Consider the following 21,655-nt stretch of genomic DNA (forward strand, 5'->3'; position numbering starts at 1 on the left):
ATTGAGAAGTAAAAGTTTTTAATTGAAATATAGATAATAATTTCACGAATATGAAATAGCTATTCAAACGGAAGGATTCACTGTCCTATAGTCAATGCGTAGTGTCACCATAAGGAGCGACTATGAAGATGGAAATTAATTCACACATGGTAAGTAAGGTGTTCTGCATTGGAATTAGGCATATTTTTATAATCTGGCCTTATAAAAAAACAGACAATATTTAATTTCTTTTATATTTATAAGCAGTACTTTATATATGAAAAATTCTATCAATTCACTTACTAATTAGAACTTAATAAAAAATTTAATGAATAAAATTTAGATTCTCATGTATGAAATCTAGTAAAAATGTAATAAATATTGATAAATCAAGTAAGTAAGCGAGTTACAAGGCTTGACATCATTTGGTAAGAGATTTAATATTTAAGTGTATATTCTAAAAAAATATTACTATTTTGTAAAAAATTGAATTGAAGTGTGCTGTATGTTGATGCAATTATTTATACAATATAACAGCCGACAAAAATGAAACTAACTAAATAGCAAGAGGAGGTGAAATCATGGGTGCAAATACTATAATTTTGATCATCTTCGCATTGCTTGCCACATTCGGAGTCGGTTATGCTGTCGGATTTTTTGTCCGTAAGTCCATTGCAGAAGCTAAAATAAATGGCGCAACTAATCATGCAAATCAAATTATTGAAGATGCAAAACGTGATTCAGAAACAATTAAAAAAGAAGCTTTATTGGAAGCAAAGGACGAAATTTTCAATATTCGTACAGATGCAGAGAACGAAATTCGAGACCGTCGTAGTGAACTACAAAAGTCAGAAAATCGTTTGATGCAAAAAGAAGAGAACTTAGATCGTAAAGATGATGGACTTTCAAAACGTGAGTCTGTTCTTGAAAGAAAAGAGGAATCTCTTGTTTTAAAACAACAGCAGATAGAAGAAATGGAAAGCAAGATAGAAGCATTAATTGCTGCTCAACAAGAAGAGTTAGAAAGAATTTCTAGCTTAAATCGTGAAGAAGCAAGACAATTAATACTTACTAAAGTCGAAAATGAATTATCCCATGAAACAGCAATACTAGTAAAAGAAACAGAAGCTCGAGCAAAAGAAGAAGCAGATAAGAAAGCAAAAGATATTTTATCATTAGCAATCCAGCGATGTGCTGCAGATCATGTTGCTGAAACAACTGTATCAGTTGTAAATCTTCCAAATGATGAAATGAAAGGTCGTATTATTGGCCGTGAAGGACGAAATATACGTACTTTAGAAACGTTAACTGGTATAGATTTAATTATTGATGATACGCCTGAAGCTGTAATATTATCAGGTTTTGATCCAATTCGTCGTGAAACTGCACGAATTGCACTAGATAAATTAGTACAAGATGGTCGAATCCATCCTGCACGAATTGAAGAAATGGTTGAAAAATCAAGACGAGAAGTAGATGAGTACATACGAGAAGTCGGTGAACAAACTACTTTTGAAGTTGGTGTTCATGGAATTCACCCTGACTTAATTAAAATATTAGGTCGTCTGAAATTTAGAACTAGTTATGGTCAAAATGTGTTAAAGCATTCGATGGAAGTAGCGAACCTAGCTGGACTTATGGCTGCTGAACTTGGTGAGGATGCAAAACTTGCAAAACGTGCAGGTTTACTTCACGATATTGGTAAAGCAATTGACCATGAGGTAGAAGGTAGTCACGTTGAAATCGGTGTCGAATTAGCAACGAAATATAAAGAACATCCAGTAGTTATCAATAGTATTGCATCTCATCATGGAGATGCTGCGCCAACTTCGATTATTGCGGTTCTTGTAGCTGCTGCAGATGCATTATCTGCTGCTAGACCAGGAGCACGTAGCGAAACATTAGAAAACTATATCCGTCGTTTAGAAAAACTTGAAGAGATTTCTGAATCATACGAAGGTGTAGAAAAATCATTCGCTATTCAAGCAGGTCGTGAAGTACGCATTATGGTAAAACCAGATACAATTGATGATTTACAAGCTCATAGATTAGCGAGAGATATTAGAAAACGTATTGAAGATGAACTGGATTATCCAGGTCATATAAAAGTTACGGTTATTCGTGAAACTCGAGCTGTCGAGTATGCAAAATAAAGTGGTATATGCCACTTTATTTTCTTTTTTGTAACAAAATAAAGTATTTTTAAAAATAGCTCCAACTAATACAAATCTGAAATGAATCTTAGTTGAATGGCATAGATGAAAGATTCAGATTGTGCTAGTAATGGGGCTTTTCGTATTTTTGGGTAATCTAAAAGTAAAATCAGTGCTGTTTATTTACAGTGGCAAGTTGGAAGGATGTAACGAAATGAGAATAATGTTTATAGGCGATGTAGTTGGTTCAAATGGTAGGGCAATGGTAAAGGCAAATATTCAAGCTTTAAAAAGGAAATACAATCCTTCAGTAACAATCATAAATGGTGAAAATGCAGCGCATGGTAAAGGAATAACGGAAAAAATTTACCGAGAATTTTTAGAATTAGGTGCTCAAGCAGTAACACTTGGTAACCATGCATGGGATAAAAAGGATATTTTTGAATTTATTGATCAAGCAAAATACTTAGTTAGACCAGCTAATTTCCCTGAAGGTACACCTGGTAATGGATTAGTATTTTTAAATTTTAATGATGTTGAAATAGCTGTTATAAATTTACAAGGTAGAACATTTTTACCACCACTTGATTGTCCTTTTAAAAAAGCTGATGAGCTAATAAAAATCGCTAAAAAACGAACAAACATCATTTTTGTTGATTTTCATGCTGAAGCAACAAGTGAAAAAATTGCTATGGGCTGGTATTTGGATGGAAGAGCAACAGCGGTTGTTGGTACACATACACATGTTCAAACGGCTGATGAGCGAGTTTTACCTGCTGGTACAGCGTTTATTACGGATGTTGGAATGACTGGTCCATATGATGGGATTCTAGGCGTTACAAAAGAAGCCGTTATTAAAAAATTCTTAACGAACTTACCAGTGAGATTCGAAGTAGATGAAGGTAGAGGTCAGCTAAGTGGTGTAATCATCGAATTAGACAAACAAAGTGGTCTAGCAAAATCGATAAAAAGAATACAAATAAATGATGATCATCAAGAGCTATAAGATTAATTAAAAGAATTGTGAAAATTTTTAAAAAACTTTTAAATATTTGCAGGAATAACTTCTTGTTATCGAGAATAGTTTTTATTGTACACAATAATAGCTTTGTAAGTACAAGGAGGATCAGGAATGGAAATATTAAAAGTTTCAGCAAAGTCAAACCCTAATTCTGTAGCAGGAGCACTTGCAGGTGTATTGAGAGAGCGTGGTTCAGCAGAAATTCAAGCAATTGGTGCTGGCGCGTTAAACCAAGCTGTAAAAGCAGTTGCAATTGCAAGAGGATTCGTTGCACCAAGTGGTGTAGACCTTATTTGTATCCCTGCATTTACAGATATTCAAATCGATGGGGAAGAGCGTACAGCGATTAAATTAATCGTAGAGCCTCGTTAATAATAACAACCTGTTAGCCAAAAGCGACAGGTTGTTTTATTTTTAATTAAAGAAAGATTAAGTAATAACGAGTAAGATTACGCAAATTTGTAATTAAAAAGTGGAGCTAACACTTTAGCTCCGACTTAAAGCTCGTCAGTCGACGAGTTTTTTTGTGTATAAATATTCCTTTTATTATTGAATTTATTAATATGATACACTAGTTTCAATAATCGAAAAAATGGAAGGGTGTTAATTTATGAAAGTTTTTGATGCTCATTGTGATGTATTGATGAAATTACTAGAAAAGCCATCGATCAATTTTGAAAATGATGATTCACTACAAGTTTCAGTTAATCGATTAAAACAAGGGAATAGTAAAATACAATGTTATGCTATTTATATTCCAGAAAATGTACATAAACTAATCAAATTTGATGCTGCTCTTCAATGTGTCACTCTTTTTTATGAAAAAGTAGCAACAGAAAATAATAATATTAAAGTTATCCGAACAAAAGAAGATGAAGTTGGATTAAAAAATCACGAAATGGGTGCTATTTTGACGCTAGAGGGGTGTGACGCACTTTTAGGTGATATTAATCGTCTAAAGATATTACATCGTCTAGGCGTACGTAGTGTCGGTTTAGTATGGAATTATGCAAATGAAGCTGCAGATGGAATTCTTGAAGAAAGAAATGGGGGTTTAACTAATTTTGGAAGAAGTGTAGTTCATTACTTAAATGAGCATAATATGTGGTGTGATCTTTCTCATTGTACTGAAGCTGCGTTTTGGGATGCATTTGAACAAGCAAAATATCCAACTGCGACTCATTCAAATGCTAAAGCGATTTGTAAACATCCAAGAAATTTAAATGATGAACAACTAAAAGCAATGTTTAATAGAGGAGCTATCGTAGGGATTAATTTCTATCCTACTTTTTTAGTCGATGAAGGTGTTGCAACGATTTCAGATATACTTAGACATATCGATTATATGTGCTCTTTAGGAGGAGAAAATTTTATCGCGATGGGATCAGATTTTGATGGAATAGATACTCATCCAACAAATTTACATCACGTAGGTCTTTATCAAAATTTAACAAATGAATTGCTTAAACACTATACAGAACAGCAGGTTAAAGGCTTTATGTATGAGAATTATTCATCATATATCCATTACAAATAACACGTTACTTGTTCAGAATAATAAAAATATAAAAATTAAAGGAATAATTTCTTTCAAAATCATTGATTTTTTTGGTTAATAGGTCTATAGTTGAAAGCGAATTAACTCATATCAAAAGATATGTTTTAAATCGCTTTCATTCTTTTATAATAAAATGAATGATATGCAAAAAAATTATCCATTTATAATTTAATTTATTACTGAATGAGGGCATTCAAAGGGGTGTAGGAAATGATTGAACAACTTTCGTGGAAAGTTGGAGGACAACAGGGTGAAGGTATCGAAAGTACAGGTGAGATTTTTGCAATTGCGTTAAACCGTTTAGGTTACTACTTATACGGATATCGTCATTTCTCTTCTCGTATTAAAGGTGGTCACACTAATAATAAAATTCGTGTAAGTACAACTGAAGTTCGTGCAATTTCAGATGACTTAGATATTTTAGTAGCATTTGACCAAGAAACAATCGATGTAAACTTTTATGAATTACGCAAAGGCGGTATTGTAATCGCTGATGCTAAATTTAATCCGACAATTCCAGATTCAACTGACGTAACACTTTATTCAATTCCATTTACAGAATTAGCTACTGAACTAGGTACTTCATTAATGAAAAACATGGTTGCAGTTGGAGCTTCAAGTGCAATTTTAGGTCTATCTATTGAAGTTTTCAGAGAAGTTGTAGATGAAATTTTTGGTAAAAAAGGTCAACAAATTGTTGAGAAAAACATAGAAGCAATCGCACGTGGAGCAGAAGAAATGAGAGAAATGCTTGGCGTGAATGTAAATAAAATGCAATTATCAGAAGCTGATGGTAAAAAACGTATGTTCTTAATCGGTAACGATGCAATCGCAATGGGTGCATTAGCTGGTGGTTCTCGTTTTATGGCAGCGTATCCAATTACGCCAGCATCTGAAATTATGGAATACTTAATTAAAAAATTACCTCAGTATGGTGGAGCAGTTATTCAAACTGAAGACGAAATTGCTGCATGTACAATGGCAATCGGTGCTAACTATGCTGGTGTTCGTACATTAACATCATCTGCAGGTCCTGGTCTTTCATTAATGATGGAAGCAATCGGTCTTTCTGGTATGACTGAAGTTCCTTTAGTAATCGTTGATACTCAACGTGGTGGTCCAAGTACTGGTCTTCCAACTAAACAAGAGCAGTCAGACTTAATGGCTATGATCTACGGGACTCATGGTGAAATTCCGAAAGTAGTAATCGCTCCAAGTACAGTAGAAGAAGGATTCTACGATATGGTGGAAGCGTTTAATGTAGCTGAAGAATTCCAAGTACCTGTTATCGTAATTACTGACTTACAACTTTCTTTAGGTAAACAAACTGTTGAGCCACTTCAATTCGATAAAGTTCAAATTCGCCGTGGTAAGTTTGATTACAAACAAGAATTACCAGTATCTGAAAACAAAGAGTACTTCAAACGTTATGAAGTGACTGAAGATGGAGTTTCTCCTCGTGTAGTACCAGGTATGAAAGGTGGAATTCACCACGTAACTGGTGTTGAGCATGATGAAATGGGTAAACCATCAGAATCACCAATTAACCGTAATCAACAAATGGATAAACGTATGCGTAAGTTAAATAACCTAAAATTCCCTAACCCAGTGTTAGTGAACTCTAAACACGACGATGCTGATGTATTACTAGTTGGTTTCAACTCAACTCGTGGTGCGATTGAAGAAGCAATGGTTCGTTTAGAGCAAGATGGTATCAAAGTTAACCATGCTCATATCCGTCTAATTCACCCATTCCCAACAAACGAATTAATGCCTGAGCTTAAAAAAGCTAAACGTGTAATCGTTGTTGAAAATAATGCTACTGGTCAATTAGCAAGCATTATTAAAATGAACTGTGGTCATGCAGAAAAGATTTCAAGCTTACTAAAATATGATGGAAATCCTTTCTTACCAAAAGAAATTTACAATACTTGCAAGGAAGGAGTTGTTCTAAATGGCAACATTTAAAGAATTTCGTAATAATATCAAACCAAACTGGTGCCCAGGATGTGGAGACTTCTCTGTACAAGCATCTATTCAACGTGCAGCAGCAAATGTTGGTTTAGAACCTGATAACCTTGCAGTAATTTCTGGTATTGGATGTTCTGGTCGTATTTCTGGATATATTAACTCATACGGTTTACATGGTATCCATGGTCGTTCACTTCCAATTGCACAAGGTGTAAAAATGGCTAACCGTGATCTAACTGTTATCGCTTCTGGTGGTGACGGTGATGGATTCGCTATCGGTTTAGGTCATACAATCCATGCAATTCGTCGTAACATCGACGTTACGTATATCGTAATGGATAACCAAATCTATGGTCTTACAAAAGGTCAAACATCACCGCGTAGTGATGTAGGATTCAAAACTAAGAGTACGCCACACGGTTCTGTTGAATCTGCACTTTCAGTAATGGAAATGGCATTAACAGCTGGTGGAACATTCGTAGCACAAAGTTTCTCAAGTGATTTAAAAGAATTAACTTCATTAATTGAGCAAGGTATTAACCACAAAGGTTTCTCTTTAATTAACGTATTCAGCCCATGTGTAACTTACAATAAAGTAAACACATATGACTGGTTTAAAGAAAATCTTGTTAAACTTTCTGATGTTGAAGGATATGATCCATCAAACAAAGAAATGGCTATGCAAACATTAATGCAAAATAAAGGTTTAGTAACTGGTCTTATTTACCAAAACAAAGATCAAAAATCATACCAACAATTAATCTCTGGATACAGTGAAGAACCATTAGTTGAATCAGAACTACAATTAGAAAAAGCACAATTCGACAAATTAGTTGCTGAATTCATGTAATAATAAAAACTCCTCATTTTTGAGGAGTTTTTTTATTTTATATCTTAAATATATTTATTATGAAGGATACTCCCAATTTATGTTGAAGTAATTTGTAGTTAGGAGTGTTTTTGATGATGAATATTAAAATAAGAAGACCGAAAAAAGAGGACATTAAAGAGTTAAATCAATTTTTTAAAATAGTAATTACTGACACTTTTTCAAAAGAAGGTATTAGCAATCAGGTTGAAAGTATGAATGATGAAATCGAAACAAAAGGAAAATATTTAGAAAATGATCTTGAAAGTAATGGTGAGGAACGATTTTTTTTGATTGCTCTAGATAACGAAATGATTATTGGTTCGATTGAATTCGGTCCAGCTAGTGATCTTATATTAAATTGTACAAACCATGCATTAAAAGGGCTACTTGAGATCGGCACTGTATTTGTACATCCAGACTATCAAAAAAATGGAATAGGAAATTTATTATTAAATAAAATGTACGTTACTTTAAAGAATAAAGGGATAAAAGAGTTTTGTTTAGATAGTGGCTATACTAATGCCCAAAAAATCTGGAAAAAGAAATTTGGGGAACCTGATTATTTATTAAATGATTATTGGGAAAAAGGATATGATCATATGATTTGGAAAATTAAAATCAGTGATATATTAAAATAGTAAAATTAAGGAGAAAAAATGAGGTTTCACATTTTATAACGTTCTCAACTATGGCGATATAAGAAGTGGAAGGTATTTCAACTTAAGTTTTCATTTGTATTTGATTTAATTGTTCTTTTTAATAGAAAAGTAACAAATTTTTATTCGATTTAGTAAACATAAGAGCAATTTTATTTGTTTTTAATTTAAAAGATTTAAATTATTAGGACATTATACCTTAACGGGTATAGGTAATTTTTAAGTTTAATTGCAGTTCTATCAAATTTATTTGCAGTTTTGCGATTTTTAATTGCAGTTTTGCCAACATACTTAACGATTCTCTAAGAATATTTCCCACAATAAAAAATGTAGGGTTCCTATTTGGGTTACACTCCTTTTTTAATTAAAGAGTAAAACATAAATAATTTCTTAAATTTAAAAAGTAGGGAAATAAAGGAAATCGTTTGATAGTATCGAATTTCTTAATTAAAAATAATTGAAGGGAGAAAAATCTTGTTATTCTCACTCGTACCTGCTTTATTAACTTTTATATTGGTAAGTATTCTTTCACCCTTTTTAATTGCTACGTTAAGAAGATTGAAGTTGACACAGCCTATAAGAGCGGAATTACCAGCTGAGCACCATAATAAAAAGGGGACTCCTTTAATGCTAGGAAGTATATTTCTGATTGGTATTTTAGTAGCTTTCCTTAATTATTCTAGTCCACTAATGCTTTTTTTAGTTGGAACTTTTATTTTATTCAGTGTTGTTGGTTTTCTTGATGACTTTTGGAAAGCATCAAAACAGGATCCAGGGGGAATATCAGCTAGAACAAAACTAGTTTTTCAATTTTCTTTTACTATTTTTTTACTTATAGTATTAATTAATTATTTTAAATTAGACACAGCCTTTCGTATTTCGGATTCTATAAGTATTTTTTTACCATTATGGGTATATTTGGCTCTAATCACTTTATTTATTGTAGGGTCAGCTAATGCTATTAATTTTACTGACGGGATGGACGGACTCCTTGGTATGGTATCAATCCCTACCTTCTTTTTCTTTTTTCTGATTTCAGATCATATTGAAGTGAAAATTTTTAGTTTAATAATGATCGCTAGTTTAGCTGGTTTTTTAATTTATAACTTATATCCAGCTAAAGCATTTATGGGCGATACCGGTTCAATGGCAATTGGTGGTTCTTTATCTTTTTTAGCGATAATAGAAAAAGTAGAAATCTTGATTCCTATGTTGTTTTTTATTTATTTAGCTGAACAGTTTTCCGTTATTTTTCAAGTTTTTTACTTTAAAAAAACTAGAAAAAGGCTATTTCTTATGGCCCCTATACATTTTCACTATGGAATTAAATATGGTTGGTCAGAAAATATCATTGTCATGAATTTTACGATTGTTTCCTGGACAGGTTGTTTTTTAAGTTATTTATATTTTTATTTTTTTATGTAAGCTGAGGACCCATATCATACTGAGAATTTTTAATTTAAGAGGATCCTTTGATGGATTCTCTTTTTATGTTGCAAAAAAGTACTATTAAAACACGAGGGTCACGGGTCACGTTCCAAGTGTGAGTACCTTATATTGGAAATCAATATTCTTCTATAAATAATTAAAGCGCTTTATTATTTAAAGAATTGTTTTTTAAATAATGAATAAAATTATTCAAATATACTAGTATTATCAGCTTTCTTTTTTGCGTAAGTCACATTGTATATTGTAGAATAACGTTATATACTTAAGTAATGTGTAGACGCTCGAGAAGAAAGGAGATTGTTTCATGAACGAACAACAACGCCTTCAAGGCACTAATATAAATAATACAAAAGATAAAAATGATAAAGATTACAGTAAATATTTTGAAAAAGTTTACCAAGCTCCATCTTTAGCTGATGCGAAGCGTCGAGGTAAAGAAGAAGTTACGTATGATCGTGGTTTCGAAATACCTGAAGAAATGAGAAATTCAGGTGTAGGTAAGAAATTCCTAATCCGTACTTATGGCTGTCAAATGAATGAGCATGACACTGAAGTTATGGCAGGTATTTTAACGACGATGGGTTATGAAATCGCTACATCAGTTGAAGATGCTGATATTATTCTATTAAACACATGTGCAATTCGAGAAAATGCTGAAAATAAAGTGTTTGGTGAAATTGGTCACTTAAAACCGTTAAAACTTCAAAGACCAGATCTATTAATCGGTATTTGTGGTTGTATGTCTCAAGAAGAAGCAGTTGTTAATCGAATCTTACAAAAACATGCATTTATTGATATGGTATTTGGTACACACAATATTCATAGATTACCATTTATTATTCAAGAAGCGATGTTTAGTAAAGAAATGGTTATTGAAGTATGGTCAAAAGAAGGGGATGTAATCGAGAACCTTCCAAAAGTGCGTCGTGGCGAAATTAAAGCTTGGGTTAATATTATGTATGGCTGTGATAAATTCTGTACGTACTGTATTGTTCCTTACACTCGTGGTAAAGAACGTAGTCGTCAACCAGAGGATATCATCAATGAAGTACGTGAATTAGCTAGACTAGGCTATAAAGAAGTTACATTATTAGGTCAAAATGTTAATGCTTACGGTAAAGACTTAGATGATGGTAAATATGGTTTAGGTCATTTAATGGATGAAATCCGTAAAATTGGCATTCCACGTGTTCGCTTTACAACAAGTCATCCACGTGATTTTGATGATCATTTAATAGAAGTTTTAGCAAAAGGTGGCAACTTAATGCCACATATTCATTTACCAGTTCAATCTGGTAGCTCTGAAGTTCTAAAACTAATGTCACGTAAATATGATCGTGAACAATACTTAGAACTTGTAAGAAAATTAAAAACAGCAATGCCACAAATTTCATTTACTACAGATATTATTGTTGGTTTCCCAAATGAAACGGATGAGCAATTCGAAGAAACGATGACATTATATGAAGAAGTTGGTTTTGATTTAGCATTTACATTCATTTATTCACCACGTGAAGGTACACCAGCTGCAAAAATGGTAGATAATGTATCAGAGAGTGTGAAAAAAGAAAGATTACAACGTCTTAACAATGTTGTAAATGAAAAAGCTGCTGAATTTAATAAACGTTTTGAAGGTCAAATACTTGATGTATTAGTAGAAGGAGAAAGTAAGAAAAACCCTGATGTACTTGCTGGGTATACTCCTTATAATAAACTTGTAAACTTTAGAGGTCCTAAATCAATCGTTGGTCAAATTGTAAAAGTTAAAGTTACAAAAGCTAAAACATGGTCATTAGATGGAGAATTAGTAGAAGAAACTGTAGAGGTGCTATAATGGGAAAATATACAAAAACTGATATCGTTGAACGTGCAAAAGAATTAGCAGTAATGATTTCTGAAACAGAAGAAGTAGACTTTTTTAAACGTGCTGAAGCGCAAATTAATGAGAGTGAAACTGTAAGAACTTATATTGAAGAAATTAAGTCATTACAAAAACAAGCTGTTAATTTAGAGCACTGGGGTAAGAAAGAAGCACTTAAAAAGGTTGAACAAGAGCTTGATGAATTAAACGTAAAACTAGAAACAATTCCAGTTGTACAAGAATTCCAATCTTCTCAAGTAGAAGTTAATGATTTACTTCAATTAATCGCTCACACGATCTCAAATGGTGTGACAGACGAAATCATTAAATCAACAGGTGGTAACTTATTAAGCGGTGAGACAGGTTCAAAAGTAGCACATGGACCTGATGCTTGCAAAACAGATAGTTGCAGCCATTAATAAAAAAAGACTCAAGAAAGCAATTAATTTTGCTGCCTGAGTCTTTTTTTTATGTATAGCTAATAAAGTAATTACTAAATAGCCTAAATATCATATTTTTCATGTTTATTTTTTAAATTCTTCAATTTAGAGTCAACTTTATTAGGCTGTCGTCATACAATTTATCATCACATGTTTTTTTAACTTGTATAAAAGAATTTTCATGTCATTAACACATTCCGCATATGTCACGCATAGAATGAAATGAAAATGGAACGAGGAGGGTCACACCTATGTCTGAACGCGAACATAGAGAGATTATAACGAAGGCAGTCGTAGGAAGAGGCAAGAAATATAACAAAGTCACACATACAATCACACCAAATCATACTCCATCAAGTATTTTAGGCTGCTGGGTTATAAACCATGTATATGATGCAAAAAAATGTAAAGATGGAGTAGAAGTATCTGGTAAATATGATATTAATATTTGGTACTCCTATGGTGACAATACGAAAACAGAAGTAGTTCCAGAGTCTGTTAAGTATACTGAAGTAGTAAAGTTGAGACACAGAGATGAAAACTTTACTGGCGAAGATTGTGAAGTGATTGCTAGATCATTAAAACATCCAAATTGTTTAGATGCAATTATTTCTCCAAATGGAAATCGATTTATTGTAACTGTAGAGAAAGAAGTTTTAGTTGAAGTTGTAGGTGAAACGAAAATAGTCGTACTGGTTGCACCACATGGTGTACACGACGATGACGATTTCTTTGATGTAGATGATGAGTTTGAAGATTTAGATCCAGATTTTGTTTTAGAAGGCGAAGAAGAGTAAGCTAGGCTAGGAAGGTGATACTTCCTAGCTTTTTTAATTTATAAAGATTTTGCATTTCCAAACAGAAATCAATCGAAAGTTTTCTTTTTCTTAACTTTCTAAGCCTTTTCGCAAAATGTGATATAATATGCGAAGAATGTTTTTTGATGGAGAGGATAGTATGGCAACATATACGCCAATGATTGAGCAATATTTAAATATAAAGAAAAATTACCAAGATGCATTTTTGTTTTTTAGACTTGGTGATTTTTATGAAATGTTTTTTGAAGATGCAATTAAGGCATCTCAAGTTTTAGAAATTACTTTAACCGGACGAGCAGGAGGAACTGAAGAACGAATTCCGATGTGCGGAGTACCATTCCATTCTGCTGCTGGATATATAGAACAATTAGTTGAAAAAGGATATAAAGTAGCTATTTGTGAACAAGTCGAAGATCCAACTGTTGCAAAAGGAGTAGTTCGAAGAGAAGTTGTTCAGTTGATTACTCCTGGGACGCAAATGGAAGGTAGATCGATTGATGAAAAGCAAAATCATTATATCTCAACATTATCAGAAGTAACACCAAGTTCATATGCTTTAGCTTGGATTGATTTGACGACTGGTGAGGGCAATGCTTTATTACTTAGTGGATCAATTGAAGAAGCAGTTTTAAAAATTGCAGCAACTGGTACGAAAGAAGTAGTCGTAAATGAAGATTTTTCTTCTAAAGCGATTCAAACACTTGAAAAAAGCTTTTCAATTACCGTTTCATTTGAAGAGAACGATCGTTTATCAGAGGAGTTTACAAATGTTGTAAAGTCAATTGATCAAACTAGTTTAAAAGCTACTGCTGCAAGATTATTAAATTATTTATCGAGAACACAAAAACGAACACTTTCTCATCTTCAAGAAATAATAGTCATTCATCAACATGATTTTTTAAACATGGACATGTATTCGATGAGAAATCTTGAATTAGTTGAAACACAACGTTCAAAAAACAAACAAGGTTCTTTGAATTGGTTATTAGATGAAACGAAAACAGCGATGGGTGGAAGATTACTAAAAAAATGGATTCAACGTCCACTAGTAAGTACTAAACAAATCGAGCATCGTTTGACGATTGTGGAATTGCTAATGGAAAACTATTTTATTCGTGAAGACCTGAAAGAATTATTAAAAGATGTATATGATTTAGAGCGATTAGCTGGTAAAGTCTCATTTGGTAATGTAAATGCAAGAGACTTATTACAATTAAAACGTTCACTTCAAACAGTACCTTCAATTATTCATGCTTTAAAATCAATTAGTCATGAAACGATCGATGAGCTAATTAATCAGATCGATCCATGTGAAGAGCTTCAAATGCTTTTAGAGAATGCAATTATTGAAGATGCACCTTTATCAATTAAAGAAGGAAACATTATTAAAGATGGCTTTCATAAAACATTAGATGAATATCGATTCGTTAGTAAGAACGGTAAAAGTTGGCTAATGGAATTAGAGCAAAGAGAAAGAGAAATTACGGGGATTAAGTCTTTAAAAATTGGATATAATCGAATCTTCGGCTACTATATCGAGGTAACTAGATCAAATATTAGTCAAATACCAGAAGGTCGTTACGAACGTAAACAAACGCTAGCGAATGCAGAACGCTTTATTACTGAAGAGCTAAAAGAAAAAGAAACGATGATTCTTGAAGCTGAAGAAAAAATGATTGGATTGGAATATGAGTTATTTATTTCAATACGAGAGCAAGTAAAACAATATTTATCTAGACTTCAAACATTAGGACAAGTAATTAGTCAAATTGACGTTTTACAAAGTTTTTCTGTAGTAAGTGAAAAAAATGGATATATTAGACCAGCATTCACCGACGAAAGAGAATATATCGTGAAGAATGGAAGACATCCAGTAGTTGAAAAGGTACTTCTAGGTTCAGAATATATTCCGAATGATACAAATTTTGATGTTGATACTCATCAATTTTTAATTACAGGACCTAATATGGCTGGTAAAAGTACGTATATGAAACAAGTTGCGTTAATAAGTATATTGGCTCAAATTGGATGCTATGTACCTGCTGAATATGCGAAATTACCTATTTTTGATCAAATATTTACTAGAATTGGTGCTGCAGATGATTTAATTTCTGGACAGAGTACATTTATGGTCGAAATGTTAGAAGCTAATTATGCAATCACGAATGCAACAGATAAAAGTTTAATCTTATTTGATGAAATTGGTAGAGGAACATCAACATATGATGGAATGGCTTTAGCACAATCGATGATCGAATATATACATGATCATATCGGAGCAAAAACGCTTTTTTCTACTCACTATCATGAATTGACGGTATTAGCTAATCAACTTAAGTTTTTGAAAAATATTCACGTAGCAGCAAAAGAGCAAGATGGAAAAGTATTATTCCTTCATAAAATCTTTGAAGGTGCAGCGGATCAAAGCTACGGTATCCACGTTGCCGAATTAGCAAATCTACCAAAAGATGTAATCATTCGAGCAAAGGAACTATTAAATGATTTAGAATCAAATAATCATTCTTTTGTTAAAGAAGAAATCATAAACAAAGAACAAGTTATGATAAATAAACAAGAAACTAAAAAAGAAATTGATCAAACAGCTGACAAAGAAGATATTGGATCTCAATTAAGCTTATTTGACGATAATCAACCAAAGGTTAAAGAAGTGATTAAAAACCACCCAGTGATTGATCAATTAAAAGGTATCAATATACTAGAGCTAAATCCAATGGAAGCATTTAATTTATTATATGAACTACAAAAGCAAGTTAAAAAATAAAAGAGGGCCAATTGGCCTTTCTTTTTGTTAATAGTTAAAATTATGATAACTGCATAATGTACTATACCTTTTTTTAATGTAAGGTTCATTTATCTAGAGAGGAGGTTCACTTATGTCAAAGATACAGAAGTTAGATGAAATTTTAGCCAATCAGATAGCCGCAGGTGAAGTTGTAGAACGTCCTGCATCAGTAGTTAAGGAATTACTTGAGAATGCAATTGATGCAGTTAGTACACGTATTACAGTTGAAATTAACGACGGTGGACTCTCACGAATTTTTGTAAGTGATAATGGCGAAGGGATGACAAAGGAAGATAGTATCCTTGCATTCGAGCGACATGCAACTAGTAAAATAAAAGATGAAAATGACTTGTTTCGAATACGTACATTAGGCTTCCGAGGTGAAGCATTACCGAGTATTGCATCTGTTAGTTATGTTACAGTAAAAACATCAACCGAAGACGGACCTGGAATTGAAACAATTTTAAAAGGTGGCGTTTTGCAATCTCAAAAAGAAATTGCTAAATCAAAAGGGACAAGTATTGAAGTTTCAAATTTATTTTTTAATACACCAGCTAGATTAAAATATATGAGAACGGTTCAAACAGAATTAAGTAATGTAACGGACGTTGTCTATCGATTAGCATTAGCAAATCCACAAATCGCTTTTGATTTGAAACATAATGATAAATTAATGTTCCGTAGTAATGGAAATGGCGACGCAAGACAAATTCTTGCTTCATTATACGGTCTACAAATTGCAAAAAACATGGTTCATTTTAAAGGTGAGTCATTAGATTTTCAAATTGAAGGCTATTTATCTATGCCAGAATATACACGAGCAACTAGAAACTATATATCACTATATGTAAATGGAAGATATGTAAAACACTATGGCGTAAATAAATCAATTAGTGAAGGCTATCATACTTTGCTACCAATTGGCCGTTTTCCAATCGTTTCGTTATTTATTAAAATGGACCCTCAATTAGTCGATGTAAATGTACATCCAACAAAACAAGAAGTTCGTTTTAGTAAAGAGGATCAATTATTTACATTAATTACTGAAAGTATAAAAAAAGTTTTTAGAGGCCGTTCCCTTATTCCAGAGATAAAGTCAACAGTACCAAAGGAAAAAGTATTTAGTGAACAATCTACATTTTCGTTTGAACATTCTTCTATAAAAGAAGACGTAGAAAAGAAATTACCGTTCTCGCTTCAAGACCGTTATAATACTAATTCGAATTATTCAGATGAAACTAATGAAACGGTCAATGTAGAAAATTCAACTGAATTCGATTCAATTACTCAAATTGATTCATCAACCCCAACCGATTATGAGAGTCTTTATTTTGAAAAGCATGAATCGAATAAAGATGTAAGGTATTCAAATTTTGTAAATGAAGACGACCAATCAAATAAAGAAGAAACAGTTATTGTTAACGAAGATGTATATGATGAGCAAAATATAGACCAATTACCTCCTTTATATCCAATCGGGCAAATGCACGGAACATATATAATTGCTCAAAATGAAAAAGGCTTATATTTAATTGATCAACATGCCGCACAGGAACGTGTTTACTATGAATATTTTAAGGAAAAAATAGGGGAAGTTGCATCAGAACTACAAACTTTATTAATTCCAATCACATTTGATGTTTCACCAGAGCAAGCTATTTTATTAGACCAATACCATGATGAACTCCAAGAAGTTGGACTTTTTATCGAGAAGTTCGGATCGAATAGTTATGTCATTCGTGAACATCCAAATTGGTTTCCAGAAGGGCAAGAGGATACATTAATCGATGAAATGATTCAAGAACTATTAAAACGCGGAACAATTAATATCAAAAAACTGCGTGAAGAAAAAGCCATCATGATGAGCTGTAAAGCGTCAATAAAAGCAAATCAATATATAACAAACGATGAAATTTTTAATCTATTAGAATCGTTGAGAAAATCAAGCAATCCATTTACATGCCCACATGGACGTCCAATCGTGATTCATTTTAGTTCATATGAACTTGAGAAAATGTTTAAGCGCGTTATGTAATATTATATTTTTAAAGTGCTGTTGTCCCATAAATCAGGTTAACTGAATATGGGACAACAGCACTTTTTTATATGCGGGAGGTATTTTTTGCTGGACCATCTATTTGAAGTCGATTCTTTTTATAAAACTTAGCAGATTTTTATCTGTTTTTTATTCGATTTAGTAAGAAGAGCTTATTTGCAAATGTTCCAATTGTAAGTAGCCAGTTTCGGTTCGTAATACCTTAACTGGTATGGGTAATGTTTTACTTTATGCGATTCTTCGAGATTTAATTGCAGTCTTACTAATTTTATTTGCGGTTATCAGATTTTAATTGCGGTTTTGCTATATTTATTTGTGATTTTCAGATTTTAATTGTATTTAGTTGATTATTTGATACAAAAGTTTAAAAAAGGGTATTCTTAATAATGTTGCCTACTACTTATGGGCGGAATAAGTCTATTCTTTTTTGTAAACTTTCTAAGACTTCTTCTGGAATTTTCCTTATCTTAATATCTTCACCTAAATAAAGTAGCCAATTTGTAAACTCGGTTAATTCTCCAGAATTTTTAACATTTATATAGGTTCTTAGAATGGCTGTGGATTGGTAAGGATTTGTATAAGAAATTGAGACTTTTAAAGGATGGTACTTTTTAAACTGAGCAATCGCCATCGGGCCAAGTTCAAATATAAGATTAATTTCTTCTTCTTGCTTACTTAGTATTTCTAAAATTCTTTTTTTACTTAATCTTTTTTTTGTATGGTGTGGTATGACATCGATGAGATTGTCGACAGGGAAAATCTTTTTCTTTTCATCCAATAAGTCAAAGCCTTCAATTAGCCAAAAGCCTTTTTCATGATATAGATGCAAAAGATAAATCGGATAAGAAATTAATTCAGACTCTTCTTTGATGGTAATCAATAAACAAGTATCCAATAGAAGGATTTGGATGAGTTTTTCTAACATTGGATGAGGTAAATCTGATAGATCAAGTAAGTCGGGATTTTTTGGATTAGTCCCTTCAAAAAGCAATATTTGATTTAAATGAACAAGTTCATCTTGTTGGTTTTCTGTGATGAGACCAAGTAATTTTTCTGTTAAAGATTGACGACTTTTTAGATAAGGGAGTTGTTTATTTCTTGTGGCCATAAATGCAATAAATAGAGCTTTTATCTCATTATCTGTAAAGCGAACAGTTGGAAGGACAGAGTTGTTCATTACAAAATAACCACCATCTCTTCCAACTTCAGCGACAAGAGGCATACCCATCGCTTCAATTTCTTTGACATCTCTTAGAGCAGTTGAACGGGAGATGTTAAATTCTCGCATGATTTCTGAAATTGTGAATTTTGCTCGATTGTTTATATATCGCATGATGATATTAATACGTTCAACTTTTTTCATCGGTATCTCCTAAACAGTATCATTTTTTGACATGATTTAAGTTTATTATAAACTTATCAGCTGATGAAATAAATCGCTTGATAAATTTAAAAAAAGGAAGGTTTTGAATATGACAAGTTATAAATTAGAAGAAAAAGACAGTTTTAGAGTTTTAGGTATTGGTATTGAACTTAAAAGCGATTATACAGATTATGCAGGGATCAACAAAGAAAAGGAAAACTTCTGGGGTGCGATTAAAGAAGATGGTAGATTGAAGGCTTTAAAAGCCATTGCTACAAATGACTATATTTTTTCTGTAAACGAAGCTGTGAATAACAAGATGATGCATTATGCTGGAGTCATGACAGAAGCAACAGTACCTGAGGAATCTAGAGATATCCAATTCCCAAAAGGAGTATACCTAGTTGTAGAAGGAGAAGGGAATACAGCTGATGAATTGTGTAATAACCTTGCTGGCATCGCCTTTGGTCAAGTATTACCAGAAGTAAGGGATTTTGCATATGTTGGTGGGCCAAATGCAGCGGTTATTATGGGAAATCGAAACGGCTTAGTCTTTGGAGAAATGTGGATTCCTGTTGTAAAGAAATAATGAATTAAAGGGGAATATTAAATGGGTAAAATCTCTGGTGAAGAATACAATCGTATATTGAGATTATTCCGTTTAAATAGTAAAGAAGTATGGACGGTTACTACATTTGTTCATACTTCTTTTTTATGCTTGTTTAGCACCCTACGCTAGATCTAAATAGCCCCAACTGTCTCTACAAAAAAGTAAACTTTTGAGCACCCTCTTATAAAATGCTACTTAACAATGCTACTTAACAACTCCAATCACAAAACCATCAAATCCTTTTAATCCAACTGTCTGAATTGCAGTTGAGTCAATACGTTGGTCAGAAGCTAATAGATCCATTAATTTTCGTACACCTTTGACACTTGCATCTTGATTTGTTTGATAAATCACTTCACCGTTTCTAACAACATTATCTACAATTATTAATGCCCCAGAGGTTGCTAATTTTAATGCCCAATTTAAATAGTGGGGATTATTTGGTTTATCGGCATCAATAAATATGAAATCAAAAATTGAATTTGATTCTTTTAGAGATGGTAGTGTATCTAATGCTTTTCCGATTATAATTTCCACTTTATTTTGCAATTTTGCTTCTATGATATTTTTTTCGGCTACTTTTGCATGCTCATGGTTAATTTCTAAGGTTGTTAATTTTCCATCTTCGGGAAGTGCACGAGCTAACCAAATACTACTATATCCACCTAAAGTACCGATTTCTAAAATGTTTTTAGCGCCTTTAATTTTTGCTAATAGATAAAGTAATTTACCTTGAGTAGGAGACACATCTATACTAGGTAGACCGGCATGATAATTTGCAAGTAATACATTTTCTAAAATAGAATCATTCGGAATTAGTTTTTCTATGAAATATTCATCAACATCGTTCCAAATTACGTTATTAGGCAAGATTATTTCCTCCTTACATTGTACTGTTTAAAAAAAAGTATATGGGATTGTTTCATAAAAATGCTTCTACAGGAAAAAAGTCATATACAATAAAATTATATTAACTAGTACTTAATCGGTTTGTTTTATAAAATTGTGTTTGCTAAAATAGATAGGTAGTAAAATTAACCAGTAGAGGAGATTTTTACATGATTAATAAAATCGGTAAAGTTACTGTTTATGTAGAAAATCAAGAGCAAGCAAAAGATTTTTGGATTAATAAAATGGGGTTTGTTTTAAAAATAGAAATGCCAATGGGACCAGATGCGAAATGGATTGAAGTAGGTCCAAGCGAAAGCGAATTTACTACTTTAGTTCTTTACTCTAAATCTTCTATGGAACAATTTAAACCAGATAAAATAGCTCATCCATCTGTACTTTTTAGTACAACGGATATTGAAGCAGCTTATGAAAAAATGAAACAAAACGGCGTAAAAGTTGATGATTTGATGAAAATGCCATACGGTTCAATGTTTAATTTCTACGATCAAGATGGTAATGATTATTTATTAAGAGAAGACAAATAATACATAATAAAAAGAGTTGTATCCAATTAGGGAAACAACTCTTTTTTACTTAAATAAGATGTTCGAATTTAACTCGTTTATTTAAATAGTACATAATCGGTATACCAACAACCATCACTACAAATTCACCAATGGCTGTAGTTAAATAAGTCATTGGGAAAGGTAAATGAAATGCTAGCTTTAATTCGATTGCGATTAAGAACATAGTAATCGTAAAGACAACAGTGTTAACAATCATTCTCGGAATAATACCTTTTATAAATTTTGATGTAGCAATTGTAATTAATAAAGAAATAATCGATTGGCCAACACCAAAGACTAAATCATATGCCATTATTGGAGAAAAGAAAAAATTAGCTAGTATAACTCCTAAAACTACTCCATATATGTACTTTTTATTAAAAACGACTAAGTGATTAAATATTTCGGATACACGAAACTGTACGTTCGTAAACCCGAACGGTTGAATAAAGTACGTTACTGCAATATATAGTGCAGCAAATACTCCATTAACAGTAATTGTCTTTAACTTCATTTTGTTTCTCCTTAGTTTTTTTTCGTGGGAGGTTTTCGAACCACGTAAAAAATATTTTTTTAAACGTAAGAATAA

19 protein-coding genes and 1 riboswitch are annotated in these 21,655 nt (G+C 32.3%); of the genes, 16 read left to right on the forward strand and 3 right to left on the reverse strand.

Annotation, left to right across the window (positions count from 1 at the left end; genetic code table 11):
- The first annotated feature begins 560 nt into the window (after positions 1-560).
- From rny to mutL, 13 genes are all read left to right on the forward strand, one after another.
- On the forward strand, positions 561-2,132 hold the full coding sequence (rny, locus tag AB1282_RS14510; protein ID WP_056470738.1) for a ribonuclease Y: 1,572 nt from the start codon (positions 561-563) through the stop codon (positions 2,130-2,132).
- A 214-nt stretch (positions 2,133-2,346) separates the two neighbouring features.
- Positions 2,347-3,138, forward strand: a complete 792-nt coding sequence (locus tag AB1282_RS14515) for a TIGR00282 family metallophosphoesterase (RefSeq protein WP_056470734.1) — start codon at positions 2,347-2,349, stop codon at positions 3,136-3,138.
- Between the two features lie 126 nt (positions 3,139-3,264).
- On the forward strand, positions 3,265-3,525 hold the full coding sequence (gene spoVS / locus AB1282_RS14520; RefSeq protein ID WP_044893696.1) for a stage V sporulation protein SpoVS: 261 nt from the start codon (positions 3,265-3,267) through the stop codon (positions 3,523-3,525).
- 238 nt (positions 3,526-3,763) lie between these two features.
- The gene (locus tag AB1282_RS14525; RefSeq protein ID WP_056470731.1) at positions 3,764-4,690 is read left to right on the forward strand and encodes a dipeptidase; all 927 of its coding nucleotides are present in this window, start codon (positions 3,764-3,766) and stop codon (positions 4,688-4,690) included.
- A gap of 231 nt (positions 4,691-4,921) precedes the next feature.
- Complete coding sequence (locus tag AB1282_RS14530) at positions 4,922-6,679, forward strand: 2-oxoacid:acceptor oxidoreductase subunit alpha (RefSeq protein ID WP_056470728.1); 1,758 nt, start codon at positions 4,922-4,924, stop codon at positions 6,677-6,679.
- Positions 6,666-7,532: a 2-oxoacid:ferredoxin oxidoreductase subunit beta gene (locus tag AB1282_RS14535; protein ID WP_056470726.1), complete on the forward strand. Its 867-nt coding sequence runs from the start codon at positions 6,666-6,668 to the stop codon at positions 7,530-7,532. The genes AB1282_RS14530 and AB1282_RS14535 overlap by 14 nt, the downstream gene beginning before the upstream one ends.
- Positions 7,533-7,645: 113 nt before the next feature.
- The gene (locus tag AB1282_RS14540) at positions 7,646-8,191 is read left to right on the forward strand and encodes a GNAT family N-acetyltransferase (protein ID WP_056470723.1); all 546 of its coding nucleotides are present in this window, start codon (positions 7,646-7,648) and stop codon (positions 8,189-8,191) included.
- A 531-nt stretch (positions 8,192-8,722) separates the two neighbouring features.
- A complete protein-coding gene (mraY, locus tag AB1282_RS14545) occupies positions 8,723-9,634 on the forward strand; it encodes a phospho-N-acetylmuramoyl-pentapeptide-transferase (RefSeq protein ID WP_429901146.1) in 912 nt (303 codons plus the stop codon).
- Between the two features lie 328 nt (positions 9,635-9,962).
- Entirely contained in the window at positions 9,963-11,492 is a 1,530-nt protein-coding gene (gene miaB, locus AB1282_RS14550) for a tRNA (N6-isopentenyl adenosine(37)-C2)-methylthiotransferase MiaB (protein WP_056470718.1), read from the forward strand.
- A complete protein-coding gene (locus AB1282_RS14555; protein ID WP_056470717.1) occupies positions 11,492-11,938 on the forward strand; it encodes a RicAFT regulatory complex protein RicA family protein in 447 nt (148 codons plus the stop codon). Before miaB ends, AB1282_RS14555 begins: the two co-directional genes overlap by 1 nt.
- A 272-nt stretch (positions 11,939-12,210) precedes the next feature.
- Positions 12,211-12,756, forward strand: a complete 546-nt coding sequence (gene cotE / locus AB1282_RS14560) for an outer spore coat protein CotE (protein WP_056470714.1) — start codon at positions 12,211-12,213, stop codon at positions 12,754-12,756.
- Positions 12,757-12,916: 160 nt separating this feature from the next.
- Complete coding sequence (gene mutS, locus AB1282_RS14565) at positions 12,917-15,559, forward strand: DNA mismatch repair protein MutS (RefSeq protein ID WP_056470711.1); 2,643 nt, start codon at positions 12,917-12,919, stop codon at positions 15,557-15,559.
- Between the two features lie 112 nt (positions 15,560-15,671).
- Positions 15,672-17,615, forward strand: coding sequence for a DNA mismatch repair endonuclease MutL (mutL, locus tag AB1282_RS14570; RefSeq protein WP_056470708.1), 1,944 nt, complete (start codon positions 15,672-15,674; stop codon positions 17,613-17,615).
- Positions 17,616-18,036: 421 nt separating this feature from the next.
- On the opposite strand, the gene AB1282_RS14575 is transcribed toward mutL, so the two are convergent.
- Positions 18,037-18,999, reverse strand: coding sequence for a helix-turn-helix transcriptional regulator (locus AB1282_RS14575; RefSeq protein ID WP_056470705.1), 963 nt, complete (start codon positions 18,997-18,999; stop codon positions 18,037-18,039).
- A 109-nt stretch (positions 19,000-19,108) separates the two neighbouring features.
- Between AB1282_RS14575 and AB1282_RS14580 the strand changes: the two genes are divergently transcribed.
- Together AB1282_RS14580 and AB1282_RS14585 are read left to right on the forward strand one after the other, a co-directional pair.
- Complete coding sequence (locus tag AB1282_RS14580) at positions 19,109-19,588, forward strand: GyrI-like domain-containing protein (protein WP_056470702.1); 480 nt, start codon at positions 19,109-19,111, stop codon at positions 19,586-19,588.
- Positions 19,589-19,609: 21 nt separating this feature from the next.
- Positions 19,610-19,738 carry a hypothetical protein gene (locus AB1282_RS14585; RefSeq protein ID WP_429899381.1) on the forward strand — a complete coding sequence of 43 codons (129 nt, stop codon included), beginning with the start codon at positions 19,610-19,612 and terminating at the stop codon, positions 19,736-19,738.
- Between the two features lie 75 nt (positions 19,739-19,813).
- On the opposite strand, the gene AB1282_RS14590 is transcribed toward AB1282_RS14585, so the two are convergent.
- Positions 19,814-20,479 carry an O-methyltransferase gene (locus AB1282_RS14590; protein ID WP_429899382.1) on the reverse strand — a complete coding sequence of 222 codons (666 nt, stop codon included), beginning with the start codon at positions 20,477-20,479 and terminating at the stop codon, positions 19,814-19,816.
- 188 nt (positions 20,480-20,667) lie between these two features.
- Here AB1282_RS14590 and AB1282_RS14595 point away from each other — a divergent pair, with 188 nt between their 5' ends.
- Entirely contained in the window at positions 20,668-21,045 is a 378-nt protein-coding gene (locus AB1282_RS14595) for a VOC family protein (RefSeq protein WP_056470696.1), read from the forward strand.
- Between the two features lie 49 nt (positions 21,046-21,094).
- Here AB1282_RS14595 and AB1282_RS14600 read toward each other — a convergent pair whose 3' ends face one another.
- Complete coding sequence (locus tag AB1282_RS14600; RefSeq protein ID WP_056470694.1) at positions 21,095-21,580, reverse strand: QueT transporter family protein; 486 nt, start codon at positions 21,578-21,580, stop codon at positions 21,095-21,097.
- Between the two features lie 5 nt (positions 21,581-21,585).
- A riboswitch (PreQ1 riboswitch) is annotated at positions 21,586-21,630 on the reverse strand.
- Between the last annotated feature and the right edge of the window lie 25 nt (positions 21,631-21,655).

Source organism: Gottfriedia sp. S16(2024) (assembly GCF_050473765.1).
GTDB lineage: Bacteria > Bacillota > Bacilli > Bacillales > Bacillaceae_G > Gottfriedia.

Excerpts from the sequence above, each read along its gene's own strand:
- AB1282_RS14515 (WP_056470734.1), top strand. The coding sequence starts at position 2,347 with ATGAGAATAATGTTTATAGGCGATGTAGTTGGTTCAAATGGTAGGGCA.
- AB1282_RS14540 (WP_056470723.1), top strand. The coding sequence starts at position 7,646 with ATGATGAATATTAAAATAAGAAGACCGAAAAAAGAGGACATTAAAGAG.
- AB1282_RS14575 (WP_056470705.1), bottom strand. The coding sequence starts at position 18,999 with ATGAAAAAAGTTGAACGTATTAATATCATCATGCGATATATAAACAAT.
- AB1282_RS14555 (WP_056470717.1), top strand. The coding sequence starts at position 11,492 with ATGGGAAAATATACAAAAACTGATATCGTTGAACGTGCAAAAGAATTA.
- mutL (WP_056470708.1), top strand. The coding sequence starts at position 15,672 with ATGTCAAAGATACAGAAGTTAGATGAAATTTTAGCCAATCAGATAGCC.
- rny (WP_056470738.1), top strand. The coding sequence starts at position 561 with ATGGGTGCAAATACTATAATTTTGATCATCTTCGCATTGCTTGCCACA.
- AB1282_RS14580 (WP_056470702.1), top strand. The coding sequence starts at position 19,109 with ATGACAAGTTATAAATTAGAAGAAAAAGACAGTTTTAGAGTTTTAGGT.
- AB1282_RS14585 (WP_429899381.1), top strand. The coding sequence starts at position 19,610 with ATGGGTAAAATCTCTGGTGAAGAATACAATCGTATATTGAGATTATTC.
- AB1282_RS14535 (WP_056470726.1), top strand. The coding sequence starts at position 6,666 with ATGGCAACATTTAAAGAATTTCGTAATAATATCAAACCAAACTGGTGC.
- spoVS (WP_044893696.1), top strand. The coding sequence starts at position 3,265 with ATGGAAATATTAAAAGTTTCAGCAAAGTCAAACCCTAATTCTGTAGCA.
- AB1282_RS14600 (WP_056470694.1), bottom strand. The coding sequence starts at position 21,580 with ATGAAGTTAAAGACAATTACTGTTAATGGAGTATTTGCTGCACTATAT.
- AB1282_RS14595 (WP_056470696.1), top strand. The coding sequence starts at position 20,668 with ATGATTAATAAAATCGGTAAAGTTACTGTTTATGTAGAAAATCAAGAG.
- AB1282_RS14525 (WP_056470731.1), top strand. The coding sequence starts at position 3,764 with ATGAAAGTTTTTGATGCTCATTGTGATGTATTGATGAAATTACTAGAA.
- AB1282_RS14530 (WP_056470728.1), top strand. The coding sequence starts at position 4,922 with ATGATTGAACAACTTTCGTGGAAAGTTGGAGGACAACAGGGTGAAGGT.
- mutS (WP_056470711.1), top strand. The coding sequence starts at position 12,917 with ATGGCAACATATACGCCAATGATTGAGCAATATTTAAATATAAAGAAA.
- cotE (WP_056470714.1), top strand. The coding sequence starts at position 12,211 with ATGTCTGAACGCGAACATAGAGAGATTATAACGAAGGCAGTCGTAGGA.
- miaB (WP_056470718.1), top strand. The coding sequence starts at position 9,963 with ATGAACGAACAACAACGCCTTCAAGGCACTAATATAAATAATACAAAA.